The sequence below is a fragment of the Flavobacterium sp. Leaf359 genome (assembly GCF_001423985.1).
Classification (GTDB): Bacteria; Bacteroidota; Bacteroidia; order Flavobacteriales; family Flavobacteriaceae; genus Flavobacterium; species Flavobacterium lindanitolerans.
Genome location: NZ_LMPW01000001.1, coordinates 134,506 through 152,034 on the forward strand (window position 1 = coordinate 134,506; position 17,529 = coordinate 152,034).

General features: G+C 38.5%; 21 protein-coding genes and 1 other RNA gene. 7 read left to right on the forward strand and 15 right to left on the reverse strand.

Features of this window, described 5'->3' with window-relative positions:
• Positions 1 to 74: 74 nt before the first annotated feature.
• The gene (locus ASG38_RS00575; RefSeq protein WP_235498542.1) at positions 75 to 380 is read left to right on the forward strand and encodes a helix-turn-helix domain-containing protein; all 306 of its coding nucleotides are present in this window, start codon (positions 75 to 77) and stop codon (positions 378 to 380) included.
• A 185-nt stretch (positions 381 to 565) separates the two neighbouring features.
• Here ASG38_RS00575 and ASG38_RS00580 read toward each other — a convergent pair whose 3' ends face one another.
• From ASG38_RS00580 to ASG38_RS00600, 5 genes are all read right to left on the reverse strand, one after another.
• Positions 566 to 1,474, reverse strand: coding sequence for an AraC family transcriptional regulator (locus ASG38_RS00580; protein ID WP_056065612.1), 909 nt, complete (start codon positions 1,472 to 1,474; stop codon positions 566 to 568).
• A gap of 13 nt (positions 1,475 to 1,487) precedes the next feature.
• Positions 1,488 to 1,841 (reverse strand): DoxX family protein, encoded by a 354-nt coding sequence (locus ASG38_RS00585; protein WP_056065621.1) that lies wholly within the window; start codon positions 1,839 to 1,841, stop codon positions 1,488 to 1,490.
• 6 nt (positions 1,842 to 1,847) lie between these two features.
• Positions 1,848 to 2,048: a hypothetical protein gene (locus tag ASG38_RS00590; RefSeq protein WP_056065624.1), complete on the reverse strand. Its 201-nt coding sequence runs from the start codon at positions 2,046 to 2,048 to the stop codon at positions 1,848 to 1,850.
• A gap of 107 nt (positions 2,049 to 2,155) precedes the next feature.
• Positions 2,156 to 2,488 (reverse strand): DUF2147 domain-containing protein, encoded by a 333-nt coding sequence (locus ASG38_RS00595; RefSeq protein WP_056065627.1) that lies wholly within the window; start codon positions 2,486 to 2,488, stop codon positions 2,156 to 2,158.
• A gap of 2 nt (positions 2,489 to 2,490) precedes the next feature.
• Entirely contained in the window at positions 2,491 to 3,279 is a 789-nt protein-coding gene (locus ASG38_RS00600; RefSeq protein WP_056065631.1) for an SDR family oxidoreductase, read from the reverse strand.
• 409 nt (positions 3,280 to 3,688) lie between these two features.
• Here ASG38_RS00600 and ASG38_RS00605 point away from each other — a divergent pair, with 409 nt between their 5' ends.
• From ASG38_RS00605 to ASG38_RS00620, 4 genes are all read left to right on the forward strand, one after another.
• Positions 3,689 to 4,096 carry a hypothetical protein gene (locus ASG38_RS00605; protein ID WP_157485954.1) on the forward strand — a complete coding sequence of 136 codons (408 nt, stop codon included), beginning with the start codon at positions 3,689 to 3,691 and terminating at the stop codon, positions 4,094 to 4,096.
• Between the two features lie 34 nt (positions 4,097 to 4,130).
• A complete protein-coding gene (locus tag ASG38_RS00610; RefSeq protein WP_056065638.1) occupies positions 4,131 to 4,721 on the forward strand; it encodes a hypothetical protein in 591 nt (196 codons plus the stop codon).
• Positions 4,722 to 5,436: 715 nt separating this feature from the next.
• The gene (locus ASG38_RS00615; RefSeq protein WP_056065640.1) at positions 5,437 to 6,336 is read left to right on the forward strand and encodes an AraC family transcriptional regulator; all 900 of its coding nucleotides are present in this window, start codon (positions 5,437 to 5,439) and stop codon (positions 6,334 to 6,336) included.
• A 140-nt stretch (positions 6,337 to 6,476) separates the two neighbouring features.
• Positions 6,477 to 7,223 (forward strand): SDR family oxidoreductase, encoded by a 747-nt coding sequence (locus ASG38_RS00620; protein WP_056066704.1) that lies wholly within the window; start codon positions 6,477 to 6,479, stop codon positions 7,221 to 7,223.
• Between the two features lie 773 nt (positions 7,224 to 7,996).
• Here the strand turns inward: ASG38_RS00620 and ssrA are convergent.
• Positions 7,997 to 8,393: a transfer-messenger RNA gene (ssrA, locus tag ASG38_RS17295) on the reverse strand.
• A 79-nt stretch (positions 8,394 to 8,472) separates the two neighbouring features.
• Positions 8,473 to 9,669, reverse strand: coding sequence for a serine hydrolase (locus tag ASG38_RS00630; protein ID WP_056065646.1), 1,197 nt, complete (start codon positions 9,667 to 9,669; stop codon positions 8,473 to 8,475).
• A 310-nt stretch (positions 9,670 to 9,979) separates the two neighbouring features.
• On the opposite strand from ASG38_RS00630, the gene ASG38_RS00635 reads away from it, so the two are divergent.
• Together ASG38_RS00635 and ASG38_RS00640 are read left to right on the forward strand one after the other, a co-directional pair.
• On the forward strand, positions 9,980 to 11,182 hold the full coding sequence (locus tag ASG38_RS00635; protein WP_056065650.1) for an NAD(P)-dependent oxidoreductase: 1,203 nt from the start codon (positions 9,980 to 9,982) through the stop codon (positions 11,180 to 11,182).
• Positions 11,183 to 11,273: 91 nt separating this feature from the next.
• Positions 11,274 to 11,654: a hypothetical protein gene (locus ASG38_RS00640; protein WP_056065655.1), complete on the forward strand. Its 381-nt coding sequence runs from the start codon at positions 11,274 to 11,276 to the stop codon at positions 11,652 to 11,654.
• 95 nt (positions 11,655 to 11,749) lie between these two features.
• Here ASG38_RS00640 and creD read toward each other — a convergent pair whose 3' ends face one another.
• The 8 genes from creD to kdsA all read right to left on the reverse strand — a co-directional run bounded on the left by creD (position 11,750) and on the right by kdsA (position 17,207).
• Positions 11,750 to 13,075 (reverse strand): cell envelope integrity protein CreD, encoded by a 1,326-nt coding sequence (creD, locus tag ASG38_RS00645; RefSeq protein ID WP_056065658.1) that lies wholly within the window; start codon positions 13,073 to 13,075, stop codon positions 11,750 to 11,752.
• Between the two features lie 61 nt (positions 13,076 to 13,136).
• Positions 13,137 to 13,547: a cytochrome c oxidase assembly factor Coa1 family protein gene (locus tag ASG38_RS00650; RefSeq protein WP_056065661.1), complete on the reverse strand. Its 411-nt coding sequence runs from the start codon at positions 13,545 to 13,547 to the stop codon at positions 13,137 to 13,139.
• A gap of 2 nt (positions 13,548 to 13,549) precedes the next feature.
• Positions 13,550 to 14,005, reverse strand: coding sequence for a hypothetical protein (locus ASG38_RS00655; RefSeq protein ID WP_056065664.1), 456 nt, complete (start codon positions 14,003 to 14,005; stop codon positions 13,550 to 13,552).
• Positions 14,006 to 14,055: 50 nt separating this feature from the next.
• Complete coding sequence (locus ASG38_RS00660) at positions 14,056 to 14,352, reverse strand: transcriptional regulator (RefSeq protein WP_056065667.1); 297 nt, start codon at positions 14,350 to 14,352, stop codon at positions 14,056 to 14,058.
• Between the two features lies 1 nt (position 14,353).
• Positions 14,354 to 14,773, reverse strand: a complete 420-nt coding sequence (locus tag ASG38_RS00665) for a hypothetical protein (RefSeq protein ID WP_056065670.1) — start codon at positions 14,771 to 14,773, stop codon at positions 14,354 to 14,356.
• Complete coding sequence (locus ASG38_RS00670) at positions 14,760 to 15,383, reverse strand: hypothetical protein (protein ID WP_056065673.1); 624 nt, start codon at positions 15,381 to 15,383, stop codon at positions 14,760 to 14,762. The genes ASG38_RS00665 and ASG38_RS00670 overlap by 14 nt, the downstream gene beginning before the upstream one ends.
• A gap of 99 nt (positions 15,384 to 15,482) precedes the next feature.
• Complete coding sequence (locus tag ASG38_RS00675; RefSeq protein ID WP_101472303.1) at positions 15,483 to 16,346, reverse strand: hypothetical protein; 864 nt, start codon at positions 16,344 to 16,346, stop codon at positions 15,483 to 15,485.
• Between the two features lie 42 nt (positions 16,347 to 16,388).
• Positions 16,389 to 17,207 (reverse strand): 3-deoxy-8-phosphooctulonate synthase, encoded by an 819-nt coding sequence (gene kdsA / locus ASG38_RS00680; RefSeq protein WP_056065676.1) that lies wholly within the window; start codon positions 17,205 to 17,207, stop codon positions 16,389 to 16,391.
• Positions 17,208 to 17,529: the final 322 nt, after the last annotated feature.

Genomic DNA, 17,529 nt, shown 5'->3' on the forward strand with positions numbered 1-17,529 from the left:
TTGTAACCGATATACTAAAGGATACCGACATGACGGAAGAAGTAGCATTGCAGATAAAAGAGCTGATCCTGCACGTGCAGGACACATTATATGTAATCGGCGGAAAATGGAGACTGCCAATAATCATCGCAATCAAGCATGGAAACCACCGTTTCAAGGACATAAAGGATTTTGTACCAAAAATCACCAACAGGGTACTTTCCGCAGAGCTTAAGGCGCTCGAGGCCAATAAGCTGATCACCAGGAAAGTGCATGACACGTCGCCAATATTAGTAGAGTACAGGATTACCGAATATGCGCTTAGCGTGAAAGAAGTAGCCAATGCTATGGGAGACTGGGGACGGAACCACCGAAAAAAGTTGAAAGATAAGGGTGACTAGCTATCAGGAATGTGATGAGCAGAATAAGCAGCCCGCATTACCTTGGTTTTACTTAATTGGGAAGAATATTAAGTAAGTGAATAGGAGATGTTTTTCTGTATATTTTCATTTTTAGTGGGTATTCCGAATAATCAGAAAGTAGTGTGCCTGCCTTAATAGCTGTCAGAAACGGAGGTAGCAAGTATTCAATTGAACGACCGCCTAAACTCCAAAGGAGAGAGTTTTGTTTTACCTTTAAAAAACTTGCTGAACGATTGTGAATGCTCAAACCCAAGGCTAAATGCTATCTCACTGACGGTAAGTCCAGAGGTTGAAAGCTTTTCTTTGGCTTGTTCAAGTATCTTCATCTGTATGTGCTGTTGGGCCGTAAGCCCGGTGAGCTGCTTGAGCATACTGCTGAGATATTTTGGAGAGATTGCAAGATTTCGGGCAAGGAAATCGACAGAAGGGATGCCGTGTAATGCCTGTTCATTCGTGCTAAAATAATCTTCCAGCAGTTCTTCAACGCCTTCCAGCAATTTATGGTTGGTGACTTTACGTGTGATGAACTGCCTTTCGTAAAAACGTTCCGAATAATTCAGCAACGTTTCAAGATTGGAAATGATGATGTCCTGGCTGAATTTGTCAATGTTGGAATGGTATTCGTCCCTGATATTTTTTGTAATTTCATTGATAACAGTCTCTTCCTTATCGGAAAGGAACAGGGCTTCACTGGTCGAATATCCAAAGTATTCATACTTCTTTATCTTTTTGGCCAGTGAGGTATTCCATAAAAAATCAGGATGCACAAAAAGCATCCAGCCTTCAAGATGGGGAGGCACACCGCCGTCTTCGCCCCGCAACACTTGTCCTGGTGATAAAAAGGCCATAATCCCTTCGTCAAAATCATACTTCTGCTGGCCGTAGTGCAGACCATCGCAGCCCCTTTTCATAGAAATTACATAAAGGTCAAAGATAACCGCATCAATACCAGTATCATTCCGAAGGCCTTTAAGGTCAACAATACTGATAAGTGGGTGGCAGGGGCTGGGAAGCCCCATTAAGCGGTGTATTTCCGATACTGATTTTATCCTGTAAGGTGTCGAATTTGCCATAATGCAAGTTAAGTTATTTTTTGAAAGGGTATCCCAACCCAATCATAATTAATGGCATTGCAAGAAACGGAATCTCAAACAGTGCCATCTTGTAATTGCCAGCACGCAACGCCAATGACATAATCAGGACAATTACAAAAGCATTGAGCAGGTTTCCCAGAAAAAATGTCCTTGGAATCAGTAAAAGTATCGCAATCAGCAGAGCAAGGGCCCCAAGGAAAGGAACGGCGGATTCGCCTATGCCAAGATCCGCCATTGCTTTGACAGACTCCGGATTGCCCTTGTAATTGAACGTATCCCAAGAATGTCGGACATTAAGTGCTACCGATATAATCAGCAGAACTAATGAGATTATATTTTTAACCATATTATATTATTTAAGGAGGTAAGCATTCATTATATAGCCCATGGCTATTGCGATTGGCACGCCAATTACGGCACTTGCCAATGCCTTGCGTGCTTTGTTCGGGTGGCGGTTCCTGTGCTTGAAAAACAGAAAAAAACCTATCGGAGGAACAGTGTTGGAAGCCATGAACCAGAACTTTGATAGCGTGTCGTTATTTTTTGTTTCCATCTTACTTATTTTATACGATTCCATTTAAAAGTTTTCCCAAGCATCGGCACTCCCTTATAACCTCTGGTCTCAAGTTCATCAGCGGTCTTAAGCTTGCCTTTGAGGCTCTAGGTATTGCCATCTTGTATGCTGTAGAGTTTTCCGTCTACATATACACCATCTTCATATACCAATCCCGTAATATGGGTGATGCCCTGTACCGGTCGGTTTTTCATTTTTGAGTCCGGGTTCTTACTATCTCTCTTGGGTGTTTTGCCATCTGTCTCGAACATGTCCTTGGACCACAATAGCTTTGCCGAGTAGGTATTACCTGATTTGAATACTTCTATTTTATAATCTTCGCACTGCCAAACGCCTACGATTTTGTCGGCAGGTAATTTCTGAGCAAAGGATGTAATCGATACGAGTAGCAGTATTACTGCAAAAGCATTTTTTTTCATTTTTATGTTTTTAGTTGATTATTAAGTTGTCTGAATCTTTGAAATTCCCTGTGGCCGAAGTTCATTAGTGCTTTAGGGATGATATGCCCCAGAAACCTGATGATCTTTACCAGAACAGGCATGATTTCGGGCGTATCTTTTTCTAGTCCCTTAATAGCCACTTGCACTACTTTGTCTGGGTCCATCATCTGGCGTGGGTTCGGCTGTAGTATCCATTCATTTTGCAGGTTAGTATTGACTCCCGGCGGGATAAATTCAAGCACTTTTACATTCGTTCCCTTCAATTGCAGGCGTAAAGCCATGGTGAAGGCGTGAACTCCCGCCTTTGATGCGCTGTAGACAGGTGCCGAAGAATAGGCCAAAAATGCGATGGCAGAAGAGACATTGACAATAGCTGCAGATTGTTTTTCCATTAGATGGGGCAGGAACTGATGTACCATCCGGATGGTTCCCGAAAGATTGATGTCAATTTCACGCATCAGGTTTTCTAGGCTTTTGGAAGAGTCCAACATGTCAATCAGCCGCATTTCGCCAGCATTATTGATAATGATGTTAAGGTCTGGAAATTGTCGGGTAACTTCTTCAAAAAGCCGCCTTGTATCTTCCGGACTGCCCGCATCGCTCTGAAAAGTGTGGATGTTCCTGAATTGCTTCTTTGTTTCATTCAAAGCCTCAAGTCTGCGCCCCGTAATAATTATCTGGGCTCCCTTTTCAGTAAGCTGCTTTACAAGTTCGAGGCCTATACCGCTGGTTCCTCCTGTAATGAGGACAGTACTGTTCTTTAAATCCATAGTAATAACATTTGATGATACAAAGTTCTGTCATTACCTATAGAGCACTGTAGCCGAAAGGCGCAATGTTGTAGCCATAGTACGTCAGTCGGTTAAATTATATATTGGATTTTTGTAGATATAAAAAGCAGCCAACACTGCTTGACAGTTTTTAAAGAAGTTTTCTCTCAAAAGATACACGACGCATTTCCTTTATCGTGTTGTCCGGCATGCCGATGCTCATCTCGAAGGCATCCGCATTTTCCGATGTCATTATTAAATTTCCTTTCATAGGTGTTGCGACAAACCTTACTGATGGCAGTAAAGATGCAGAAGCTAAGGCGGTATTTGTTTCGCAAAGTGAAAGAAATCACTTTAATAACTAAAAAATGGCCGTAAATAGGAAAACGGGATTACTAAGTTAGCTTTTGTGGCAAGAGGGATATCAGCTTCAAAAACAGTTGTTAGCGGATATCCAACGTTTGTATCACGAAAATTAACGTTAGTTTATTATCTGCTTCCTTTTTGTTTTTGTTTCTTACTTTTGGAATTGCTAACTCTGGCAAGCCTTATATTAATTGGCGAAATCCAAGGTTATCCGGTGGGCGATGCACTATATTCCGCTAAGGGAAACACGAAAATGGAAATTTACTACGCGAAAACACAATTTGGACATCCCTGGATTATTCTGGGTGATGCAATTTCGGAAGAAGCTTTTCTATGTGAGGTTGAAGCAGATGAAGATTTCCAAAGTATGGAACTACAAGGGCAACCAGTAAAAATAACAGTGACATATTTAACGGAGAATGATTTTCCTGATCCGGTTAAAATTACGTAGTAGAGAATATAGATTAATCAAATAAAACAGTATAATGAAAAATCTGAATCTAATTGAAACCGCTGCGCATAACAGGCAAGCGATTAATAAATCCTTTCGAAATATTACGGTGCTCATACTCGTGTGCGCCATTCCTGCTGCAATTTGCAAGCTGTTTTTTTGGGAGTATACCCGCCGCGCCTTGGTAACCTCGTGGAGGTATAAAGATTTACGGTACGTAACCGACGTTGGGTGGCCTGCAACCATATATACGTGGGGTAGTCGTTTTGCCATTGCTTTTATGGTTATCTATCTTTATTTGCGGTTCAAGCAAGATCTTAAAAAGCCTTCATTTGGGGTGGCCGGTAATGGAATATTTATTAACCAGCAAATGCTTTATAATGCGTTTGTACCATGGGAAAACATAAAAAAAGCTGAACTGTTGGGGCCTGTCGAAAGTCCCTTCATGAGGTTGACATTTAAAGATACCACTAACCTGCTTAAGGGGCAGCCGTTTTTGCTTAAAATGATAGCCAAACCCTTTATTAAGAATAATCCTGTACTGAGTATTACAAAAAGTGAAACTATTGGCAATATCAGGAAAATGCATGAAATGATCAATGATAAGATATCGCAGAATATCTAAAGTATTGGCTGTTGAAAACTGTCTAAGCAATCATTCCGAGGAACATGCTGCCGCTATTAAATACTCTGAGGAAGGTATTTGAGTGTTTTAATTGAAAAAGCGACGATTTAGCTTAATAGAGCTAAATCGTCGCTTTTCGTGGAGTCGGGGAGAGTCGAACTATTGCCCTAGCGCCCCTATAAACGTTGATTTCCTGATTTTTGGAAAGGTGCTGCGCCACGAATGTGCCATAAAAAACTCCGGTTAGCAAAAATGCTGTCGATTGTGACAGCATTTCCCTTGCAAGATAAATTTTGGTTACCTGGTGGAGCTGAAGGGTCCGACACCTATGCCGTTTTTGATATCCAAAGCCCTGTTTTTTGATTTTTTTTTCCGAGTGCCACGAATGTGCCACGGCGGCAAAACTGGTATGTTTTATATGCAAAGGCCCCTACACGAAGCCATCTGATTTGAAAGAACTATATTACCCTATTAGTTGATTCAAAGATAGTTATAATTCACATGATTAATGTAATGTATTCCAAATAATTTTAAAATATAAATAACCTTTACAATTGTTAGTTTAAATTTTTACTTGTTAGTTTAAAGTGCTGTAAGGATGAATTTTGCCTTACCTTTTTTTTATGGTAAAAATGTTGCAACTCAAATGTGAAAAAAGAGAGAAATTTTTATTTCTTACTTTTATCATTGCTATTTCTCTAAAAGTCGTTGAAGCATGGCAAATTTTTCTATAGAAGTAAACAAATCGGATAAAGGTGTGCCTATTATTCTGCGTAGGCTGCAAGGCATCGAAGGTTTTATAGTTAAGGCATGGGATGAATTATCAGATGACTTCACAGATGCGCTTCATCCTCACAGGCATGACCATTATACCTGTATGCTGATCGAAGATGGTGCTCTTGAAGTGCTTTTAGATTTTGAGCATTTTATAATGCCAGCCAAAACACTTTTCATTTCGCCTCCTTGGCAGGTCCATCAAGTACTTAGTGTTTCAAAAGGCAGCGGGTGGTATATTTCCTTTGAAAATAATCTGATCGAAGTATCTGTACGAGCTACGCTTGACAAATGTTTGGAGGAGATGATATCTGTAGGGCTTACAGATTTAGAATTTGATTGGTTCAAGTCTGTCATACAATCCATTATGGCACTCGAAGAGATCAATAGTACAACATATAAGGATGTTTCCCATCCTTTGCTATCCGCATTTGTTGCCCAGGCGGGGCTAAGCTACCAAAGCAAACCGATGGGGAGTACGGCGAACTTTGCGTCCCGTTCGGTAATGATTACGAAGAAATTTATGAATCTTGTCAGGCATAATTACCATCACCTTAAAAGGCCTGCAGATTATGCCGAAAAACTTCATATCAGCGTTAGCTACTTAAATGATACCGTAAAAAAAACAACCAACTCATCAGCATCTTTGCTTATTCAAAAGGAGATTTTAAGGGAAGCGCAGCGAATGCTCTATTACACCGATCACAGCGTCAAGGAAATATCTGATCTGCTGGGCTACGAAGATGAAAAGTATTTCATGCGGCTTTTTAGAAAGAAAACTGGGTTTTCTCCTACGGAATATAGAAAACACAATGCTCCGCCCAGCGATTTCCTTTTATAAGTGTTGCGGATTATTTTCTAAGTTAATGCCATTTGTCCACCTTCTGCTGTGGTTTGTGTGTTTTCTCGTGTATGCAAATGATTCAACTTTGCATTAACGAATTCCATATTAAAATTTTAACTCACATCACACATAAAAAAATGAAAATACTAGTAGTAGGCGGGACAGGATTAATAGGGGCCAATGTTGCTGGCAAATTAAAAAACCAAGGGCACGAAGTCGTAATAGGCTCACCTTCACATGGAATTAACATCATCACTGGAGAAGGACTTTCTGAAGCGTTAAGAGGTACCGATATTGTGATTGATCTTTCAAATTCTTCATCCCCTGAAGAAGAAAACGCCCTTAATTTTTTTGAGACGGCTGGCAAGAACCTAGTAGCATCTGAAAAATTGGCAGGAATTAGGCATCATGTGGTTTTATCGATTGTGGGTATAGACCGCGTACAGTATATTGGATACATGCGTGCGAAAAAAAATCAGGAGGATATTGTCAAGAACGCTGGTATTCCTTATACCATCATTCGCTCGACGCAATTTCATGAGCATGTCTCTACAATTATAGCAGTTCAGGGAAAAGAGGATGTTGTTAATGTTTCTACACTTGATTTCCAGCCTATAGCAGCTGAAGATGTCGCCAATTTTGTCTTGAAGTTTGCTTTAGAAACAGCTAAAAACGGAACCATTGAAATTGCTGGTCCTGAGCTTGCCCCTATGGATCAATTTGTTTCAAGGTATATAAAAGTTACTGGGCAGCATAAAACCGTAATTTCGGACAACGAGCATAAATATATGTTTTATGATTTTCCTAAATCAGGTTTGGTACCCGAAGGAGATCACCAAAAGGGTAAGATTCATTTTGATGAATGGACTCAAAATCTAAAATGAATTACAGAATCATTGTTACGTTTGAAATATTTTAGCTTCTAAAGGCCAGAGCTGCTATAGAAAGATGGCTACGAATTATCGGTTAGAAATATTTAATAATTAGTTTCATAAAAAAAAATCCTCATCAATTTGATGAGGATTTTTTTGTGGGCTTCGAGGTAATGAAGTGCAACCCTTATTGCCTTTTTTAAGCCTTCTGAATGATTTTGAATATCAGAATAGTCAAGTTGTGTATTTCGGAAATACTATCCTTCCCTGTACGTTCCAAACTGTTCAGTAGACACTATGGATTTGTAGTCTGACGCTTACCTCTCATAGAACACCAGATTCTTGTTGCCCCTTTATTACCCCTTCATCAGTAACCCTGAAGAAAGGCTCCTTTTGCTTCGCAAAAGCACTTAGGAGTTACCAAAAGCACTCTAAGAATAGTACTTGGAAAATAGATAAGCTGTCCAATTTTGATTTTCTTTTAAAGCGGTTTTCCCTCCACCAAGAATCGATTTCGTTCATCAAACAACATACCTATCCAGAACACATCTAGATGAACTAGAGGGGAGGAATATTGCCTTAGCTTTTTGTAGCAAATTAGGTAGCAACTCCAACCGTAAAGTGCCACAGAAAGTGCCACAAACTTTCTGTGCATTTTTATAAATTCTGTTTGTTGCCGATTAAAAACGACGAAGCCCGCAACTGTAATAATTGCAGGCTTCATGCGGTATTTAAGGAAGTTTTTTACTAAAACCAAACGACTTCGTCATTTGATTTAAAGTACAATGTGGAGTCGGGGAGAGTCGAACTCCCGTCCAAACAAGCAACCAAAAGGCTTTCTACACGTTTAGTTCCTGATTGGATTTTCGTCATTGTGCAAGGCCAGGAACAGCCACACAATGCTTATCTTCTTAGTTGTCAAAACAGCCCCGAAGCTTGACTGTTTCTAGGTTTATTTTTACGGTTCCCCTTTTAAGAACGCCACAAACCAAGGCTTTCAAGGAGAATCTAGCTTTCCTGCCTTGCAGGAACTAGGCAAATCGTACTATAATTCAGATTAAGCAGCTAAAGCGTAATTATTTTCGCCGTGTAAAAGTGTAGGACCATTTAGTAACGAGAATTGTCCCAGTTCTCGACGTGCTTACTTTTCAATTCGACTCGCTGTCAAAACCAGTCGACCCCAATATGTTTAAGAACTCTTGCTATAATGCAAAAACCATACCGCAAAAGTAGTTTAAAAAAATACATTTTCCAATTCAGGCTAATTGATTACGTCGTCTTTGTCAAGTTTAATAGGATAGGTACCAAAAAGAGGAGCCAATTTCCAGATTTTATACGTCTTTTGGGTGTATTTGTTTGAAATGGCAAACAAGGCTACCGTATCTTTTTTCAGCTTTACATAAGAAGAAGTGTTTCCATGCCACCATCCGTTATGATAAAACAGCTGTTCTCCGGTTTCCCATTCCAGCATACGAATACCAAGACCGTAATTTTTAGTACCGCGGTGTTCATAGCTGTAACCCTTGAAAGCTTCGCTAACCAATACCGGATTCAGGAACTTGTCAGAATAGGTGGCCATATCAAACTTGAGCAGGTCGCGAGGTGTAGAATAGATATTCTTGTCGCCATACACATCATCCAGATGATTCAGTTCATAAAGTACTTTGTTGCCTTTATAGGAAAGACTTGCCGTTTCTTTGTCTTTTGAATAATCGTAAACATAAGTGTTTTTCATACCGAGCGGTTCGAAAATCATCTCTTTCATGGCCTCACGGTAATTTTTTCCCGTAATCTTCTCAATAACCAATGCAAGAATGGCATAATTGGTATTGCAGTAGCCAAATTTTCTGTCAGGCTTGAAATACAGGCCGAATTTGTGCTGTGCCAGCAAATCAAGAATATCCTGATTGTGCAGCACTTTGGAACGGTTCCATACTTTAGTATCATCAGCAAAATAGGCATAGTTAGGCAGGCCGCTCCTGTGATTCAGCAACATTTTAATAGTAATCTCTTCATAAGGAAAGGAAGGCAGTATAGCATTCACCTTGTCTTCCAGGTGTAATTTTTCCCGGTCTATAAGCCGCAATATGGCTGTAGCCGTTAATACTTTGGAAACCGAAGCGATGTGTAGCGGAGTAGTGGCGCTAATGTCTTCACCTTTAGAAAAATTAGACTTTCCCTCATATTTTTCAAAAATAATCTGCCCGTTTTTGGCTACCAGAAAACCGCCGTTCATAGAGTTGTTGGGCCAGTTTTTTTCATAAAATTTTTCCAGACTTTCCTGTTTGGGAGTAACATAGCTGGCCGGAAGTTTTTTTGATTTTATACTGTAAGGTGAAAGCGCATCGGTGTTATTTTCAACAGGTTCGTTAGAGGCAATCTGTTTGTTTTTTTCCTGGCATGATGTAAGCAACAATGCCGAAGCAAGCAAAGGGTATATATATTTTGAAAATGTCATTGTAATTATAATGGTTGGGAAGCAAATATAGAAAAACAGGCACATTATGGTTTCTACTTTAACAAAATAAAAAGCAACTTATTGTATTGTTATATTCCTTTAACATTTTAGGGTATAAATGACAAAATATCCTCAATATTTTATGAATAAAAGTTTTGGAGGGCTAGCGGTTAATGTTATATTTGGAACAAATTATAACGTTGTAGTTACAAAGTTGTAATCAAAGAAATGTTTTTGTTAAAATATTGAGAAGCTTTCAATCATTTCTGAAATTAACCTAAACACCACCCTTTATTTTTTAAAAACTATTATGAAATTCGGAATTATTAAGGAAAGAAAAAACCCACCCGACAGGAGAGTAGTATTTACCCCGGAAGAAGCCTCAAGATTATTAAAAGAACACCCGGAAGTGGAGCTGAAAGTGGAAAGCTCTGATATCAGAATATTTAATGATGATGAATACAGGTCGCAAGGCTTGAATGTAACTGATGATATTTCAGATTGTGATGTGTTTTTTGGCGTAAAAGAGGTTCCTGTTGAGGCATTGATTCCTGGAAAAAAGTATTTTTTCTTTTCCCATACCATAAAAAAACAACCCCATAACCGCAAACTTTTACAGGCTATTCTGGAAAAAAATATCGATTTGTATGACCATGAAACGATAGTTGATACCGATAACAGACGGCTTATAGGTTTTGGAAGATATGCGGGAATAGTTGGAGCCTATAATGGAATAAGGGCATTTGGAATTAAGTTTGAATTGTTTAACCTGCCAAAAGCAGAAACACTTTCAGGAAAAAGTGATTTGGTGGCACGATTAAAGCGACAAATATTGCCTCCAATCAAGATAGTTCTGACCGGACACGGAAAAGTGGGCATGGGAGCTAAGGAAATCCTTGACGGGATGAAGGTAAAGGAAGTAACACCGGAAGATTTTCTGTCCAAAAAATACACCCAGCCTGTGTATACCCAAATTGATGTATTGGATTATAACAAACGTATTGACGGAAAGGTTATCGATAAAGAAGATTTTTATAATAACCCGCAAGACTATACCTCAGATTTTGAGCGTTTTTCAAAAGTTGCAGATATTTTTATGGCCGGACATTTCTACGGTAACGGCGCTCCGGTTATTCTGACCAGAGAAATGCTTAATTCAAAAGACAATAAAATTAAGATTGTAGCCGATATTTCTTGTGATGTTGACGGTCCGATTGCGTCAACCATCAAAGCTTCAACCATTGCTGAGCCATTGTATGGCTATTTGCCAAGTGAGCACAAGGAAGTTGAGATTTATCATCCGGCTGCAATTGTAGTTATGGCGGTTGATAACCTGCCATGCGAACTGCCAAAAGATGCCAGCGAAGGTTTTGGTGAAATGTTTATGGAACATGTCATTCCTGCCTTTTTTAATGGCGACAAGGACGGCATATTGCAACGTGCCAAAATAACCGAAAATGGAAAACTAACCAAAAGATTTGAATACCTCCAACCTTTTGTTGAGGGTAAATAAAAATAAGGCCCTGGTTTATCAGGGCTTTTTTTATGCCTTGTTTTGTCTTTTTTAACGATGCTATCTTTATCTTTATGGAAATTATATCACTATGAAAAGACTATTTTTAAAATCATTTGTGCTAGTGGCGGCAATTGCTGTTTCCGGCTGTAATTCCAACAAACAGGCAACCGTTAAGGAAGACGGAACGGAAGTCGTGAAAATCAGGACACCGGAAGAAGGAAAAGAAGAAAAAAACGACACGATTGCCGTACAGGGCAAAGTCAATGAAATCAACAAGGGGAAAGACGGCTATACGGCTATCCTGACCGCCGAAGACGGAAAGATTTATTATGCCACAATCAGTATTCCTAATCTGAAAGACCCGAAACAATACCGTACAGTAGCCATAGGCGAAACGATTAAGATAAAAGGAGATTCCTGGAAAATGGAAGATGATAATTATATTACCGTTCGGGAATTAGAGAAGTAATATTTAATAAGTATAACATTCAATACATTGCGTCTTAGCGACTTTGCGTGAAATAGTCTCGCAAAGTTGCTAAGACGCTAAGTTTTAACTCCTAATTAAACTTCTTCTTTTATCGCATTCCAATCAATTTTTCTTGAAAAGTACATTACCAATCCCAGAATAACAAAAAGCCCGATACTGCCAGCTAAAAGCGCATAATTTTCAAGTTGGATGATAACAAAAATAAAAGTGTACAACGCTGTCAGTGAAAGACCTATAAAAGCAGCAAATTTTTTACTTTTTAAGATAGAAACGGAGTAGAGCGAAATCATCAGTACTACAGAAATTCCGGCAATTAAATAGGCCTTCAGGAAACTGCTATGTTCTGTGATAGATATCAGAAGCGTATAAAACATAACCAGAGCCAATCCAATCATAGTGTAATTGAAAATATGAATACTGATTTTACTGATGGATTGGATGACAAAAAAGATTAGAAATGTAAGGCCTATTACGAGAAAGCCATATTTTGAAGCACGTTCATTCTTTTGGTATTCGTCAACCGGAATAATAAAATCAACCCCAAAAGCATAATTTTTCAATTCCGGGAAGTCGCCAAAATAGTTTTGAGCGAAAGGCCTGTTAAAATCAAGAATTTTCCAGCTGGCTTCAAAACCGGTATCGTCCGATTTTTTTAAATTGCCGCCCGGTAAAAAATAGCCTGTAAATTTTGGAGATTTCCAGTTGGATTTCATACTTACTGAAGTTGTTTTCCCAATAGGAACAATTTTTAATTCCCGGCTTCCATCATAGGCAACATTAAAATTGAAATTCAGTTTTACGTCTGTAAAATATTCAGAAATAGCAAAGTTGGGTGTTTCTAAAGTAGAAACTGACGTTGCAGGGTCACTGGTAGCCGTTTCAAAAGACATGGTTTTATCTCCCAGTTTTATTTTCATACCGTCTTTTATACTTTTAAGATTGTTGGCTCTTATCAGTAAAGTAGCCTTATCCCATTGTATATTTTCTGTAGCAATACCTTTTGAGCTAAAATCGGGTTTGGTAAAAGTTCCATCAAACTTCATGGACGAACTAAAAACCACTGCTTCATAATTATTCCTTTTTTTCGCAGTCGTATTTACATCGATTTGGCCATTAAGCTGCTCCGGAAAAAAATAAGCATATTCGGTTTCGGAAACTGTTTCTGTCGTATTCTTTACGGGATAATGCACCGTGTAAGGAATTTTGATTATTGGTCCGTAAAGCAGGACGCTGTCGCCCCATTTTGCTGTAATTTCAGAAATGACTTCCTGTTTTCGGAAAGAACGCTCGGTAATCAAATCCTGTACAAATGTCAATGGAATTAACAGAACAATTGTAAGTACACCTATCAGGATTAATCGGGCTGTTGTTGATTGAAGAAAAGAAATTTCGGTTTTCATAAAAAATGATTTTTAAAGTTAACGGATTTAGAAAATTGGAATATTTAGCATTTGATGACGGTTATTTCCTGTCCGGTTTTTGTACCCTAAGTTTAATAAGTTCATAAGTCCATTCTGAACCGTTTTTTTGGGCAGAAATATCCATTTTGCCCTGTGCTTTTTTTCCGATTACCCTTACTGTGGCCTCAATTGCCTTGTTGTCGTTTGTATATTTTGTGTTGCCTTCAAGTATAGCCAGATTGTCTATAGGCTCAAGCGCTCCAAAAACCTGTATTACTTTCGTGTTTTCATTGGCTTTGGTTATGGCATTCTGAAACAGGGTAGGGTCTGCATAGGCCTGGGCCATGTCTTTGAAACTGCCCCGGCTTATGTTGTAGGCCAGTATCAAGCAGGCAATAATAAAGGCGGCCAAAGAAAGCGACCATTTGTAATTTATCTTCCACCAGTTTTTTAAGGTTGTTTGTTTTTTCATAATTATTTGATTTTAAAAGTGGTTTGTATTGTTTTTAAAGGAATCGAAAGCATCTTGAAATAATCCAGATTATGGAATTGGAACGCATTTTTACCCCGTAAGTACTGATTTTCGAAATAGCCAATCTTATCAGGATAGAAAAGCGTTCCTGTGGCTATTACCATGTACAGATACAGGCTCCGTTTACCATTTCCGAACAAAAAGTATTGCATGCCTATTTCTTCAGTAACTGTAATTCCTGTATTGGTAAGCACATGAAACACGTCATGGTCTTCGAGTTTGGATTGTATTTCAAAGCCGTGTTTGGATAGGAAATGGCCTAGATGGAATCCCAAAGTTTGTTCCGGCATAAGGAGCAGTTCTGCATGGGTAATTTTCCAAGGTTCATTCTTTTTCAAAAGCTTTTGATAAGGCTTTTTACTGATGTCGTATAGTTTTTCGATAAATAAATCTCTCATGGTGTTTTTAAAAGTACTTTGTATTTCAAAGTAAATCGATAAAAAAAATCTTAACTTTTCTGGATTAGTTTTTCAAGGGCGTCAATGTGTTCCTTAAAGGCTTTTTTTCCTTCTTTTGTGGCAATATAACGTGTGTTTGGTTTTTTCCCAATAAACTGTTTTTCAATAGAAATGTAATTTTCAGCTTCCAGCGCCTTAGTATGGCTGGCCAGATTACCGTCGGTGACACCCAAAAGCTCTTTCAGCATATTAAAATCGGCAGCTTCGTTGACCATCAGTACAGACATAATCCCGAGTCGGATTCTGTGGTCAAACGCCTTATTTATATTTTGGATGATATTTTTCAAACTATAATTGTGAACAGGTTATAAATAGATTCTTTGTTTGCTTATCAATAAAAATCCTGAAGTCATTATAAAGATTGCTTTTTTTTATGATATAATGTTCTTCTGTTTTAGGGGTGAACCATTTTGGTTTTTCGGTTATTTCTATAACTTCAAACTCCTGACTGTCTTCCAACTCATACTGTTTCTCAAAGGCATCCAACAGTTTTTTATTCGATTTTACTTCCATAAAGGATTGAAACTCATAGCTCCAGTGAGACGAAACCCAAATTTTTGAATTTACTATAGTCACCTCTTTTGGCTTTTCCGAATTAAAAGTCTTTTTCCAAACCGTTTCATCATTTTCCCAGGTTCCTCCGCATGAAAACAACACTGCCAAAGATAGTATTTGTAGCGCTTTAAATATAATTTTAATTCTTGTCATGCTTTAAATACAACTTAAACCCGTAAAAAATATGGCAGACACCAAAACCAAGTGCCCAAAACAACAATCCATATCCAATAAAATAGGAAGAAATCAGGCCAATGATAATCAATGTAATACCCAGATAACGAACGTCGCCCAAAGTATATTTACTGGCATTGACACAGGCAAGACCATAAAAAATGAGGGTTAGGGGAGCTACAAATCCGTAGATTTCTTTTTCAATGAGAAACAGTATGAAAAAACCTCCGGTTGCCAAAGGAATGGCAAAATTAATCAACAGCCTTTTGGAAGAGGCATCCCAAATATTTTCATTCTCTTTTTTTGCCTTTTTGATACTTAATGAAATTCCTGTTGTTATGGATAGGAGTATAACAATAATGGCAATAGCGAAAAGTCTCTTTATGGAACTTTCTGGAACGACCAGATTTTTATAACTACCTAAATCAGAGCTGTCACTATAAATGGTCTTATAAGCCATCCAGGCACCAATCAGGGAATACACACCGGCCAGAACACCAGACAGACCGCTCAAGGAAATAAACCTTGAAGAACGGTTCATCATGTTCTTGATTTCTGAAATGTCATTGAGATATTTGTTTGTCTCCATATAAAGTACTTTGAATAACAAAGTAAGATAATAAAAATGAATTGGCAAAAAAAATCCCCCGAAATTTTCGGGGGACTCTAAATTATTTTTCTAAAGTGCTTATAGCCTGAAGATTCCGCCTACGGTAATTATTCTCTGGAAGAATCCAAAGTGTTGTGAAGCGCTATCGGCATTGCTGGAAGTTGTTTTAATGTCCTGCATGTCAATATAACCGCCTTTCAATTCACCCTGAATAAAAAAGTGCTTGAAAAAAGTCAGGTTCAAACCCACCTGGGCAGATACTCCGTATCCGGAAATATGGAAATCGTCATGTCTTTTCTTGCTTAACAAAGTAGCATTTGTTTTTGGATAGAGAAGTCCGCCGCCAATACCTTCTGTCAGGTTAATCTGGATTTTGTCTGTATTCCAGATTCTGAAAAGCTTGGAAATATCATCCACACGGTTGATTTGTGCATGCACATAGTTAAGACCGTCCGTGTGTTCAAATTTCAAAAAGTCCTCAGACATAACAGTTGGTGTATTGTTATACGTACCGTTGTGTATGGCTCCTGCTTCTGATGCCGGAAGATTAATTTCTCCTGTTACATTGGCAGTTTGGCCTTGAGTCATTACATATTTCATGTGGTCAACACCAATGGAAACATTATAATGGTCACTGATGAAGTAGCCAATCCTAAGGTTGGTTTGCGGAATAGTCATTCTGGCCGGATTCAGGTAATCTAAGTGATACCCTTTAGGCTTGTCATGCGCTTTCACATCGTTTACTGTGAAATTGTAACCATCGCCTTTAAAGGTAATGTCTGATTTTGTGTAAGATTCTCTGTTGCCACCCCAATAGATAAAGAATTTTCCTTTGTTGTGGGCAGTGTATTTTTCAGGACTCGTTGCCAGCTCTTGGGCGAAGGTGTACTGTGAAAAAGCACAAAAAAAAGTAAGTACACCCACTATTAATGGATGTTTCAAAATTGGGAATTATTTATTATTAAAAAATTTAGGTTATTCGGTTTAAAAATTATTTACGGTTTTTCTAATGGCTACCAGCTTGGTCATGAGTCCTTCGAAATATTTCAGGTCCAGCATATTGGCTCCGTCACTTTTTGCATTGGCAGGGTCAAAGTGGGTTTCAATAAAAATTCCGTCAACGCCAACTGCAATTCCTGCTTTAGCGATGGTTTCAATCATGTCAGGTCTTCCACCGGTTACACCTGCCGTTTGGTTTGGCTGTTGCAAAGAGTGGGTTACGTCAAGGACTGTTGTAGCGTATTGCTGCATGGTAGGAATACCTCTGTAATCTACAATCATATCCTGATATCCAAACATGGTTCCTCTGTCAGTAACCATTACTTTCTGGTTGTTGCAGTCCAATACTTTCTGTACGGCATGTTTCATGCTTTCCGGACTCATAAACTGACCTTTTTTCAGGTTTACGGTCTTTCCGGTGTTGGCAGCCGCAACGACAAGGTCTGTCTGTCGAACCAAAAAAGCAGGTATCTGAAGCACATCCACATATTCTGCCGCCATAGCTGCATCTTCGTTGGTGTGGATATCGGTAACGGTTGGAACATCAAAGGTTTCAGAAACTTTTCGTAAGATTTTCAGGGCTTTTTCATCACCAATTCCTGAGAAACTGTCGATTCTGGAACGGTTGGCTTTTTTGAAAGAACCTTTAAAAACGTAAGGTATTTGTAATTTGTTGGTAACTTCAACAAGTCGTTCAGCAATTCTAAGTGCCATTTCTTCTCCTTCTATGGCACAAGGACCAGCCAGAAGAAAAAAGTTATTACTGTCGAGATGCTTTATTTTTGGGATATCTTGTAAATTCATATGTTGTTTTTTGAAAGCGCAAATTTACAAATTATATCAATCGAAAGATAATTTCTGTTAAAACTTTAAGAAGCAAAAACACAGGGATTTATCGGCTGTCTTTTTTCTTTTTAATGATTTGTTTATAGCCAACCAAAAAGGGTGGAATTTATATATATGCCTTAATTCTACCCTTTTGTGTAGAGGTAATCAAACGTTTAATTTGTAATTTTCAAAATTAATATTGGATAAGCAATTTGTTGATTTATATGATAAACTATCTGTTTGTAAGAAAATATTAGGATTATTAATTATTTCGAAGTAAATAACCTTACAGCAGAAA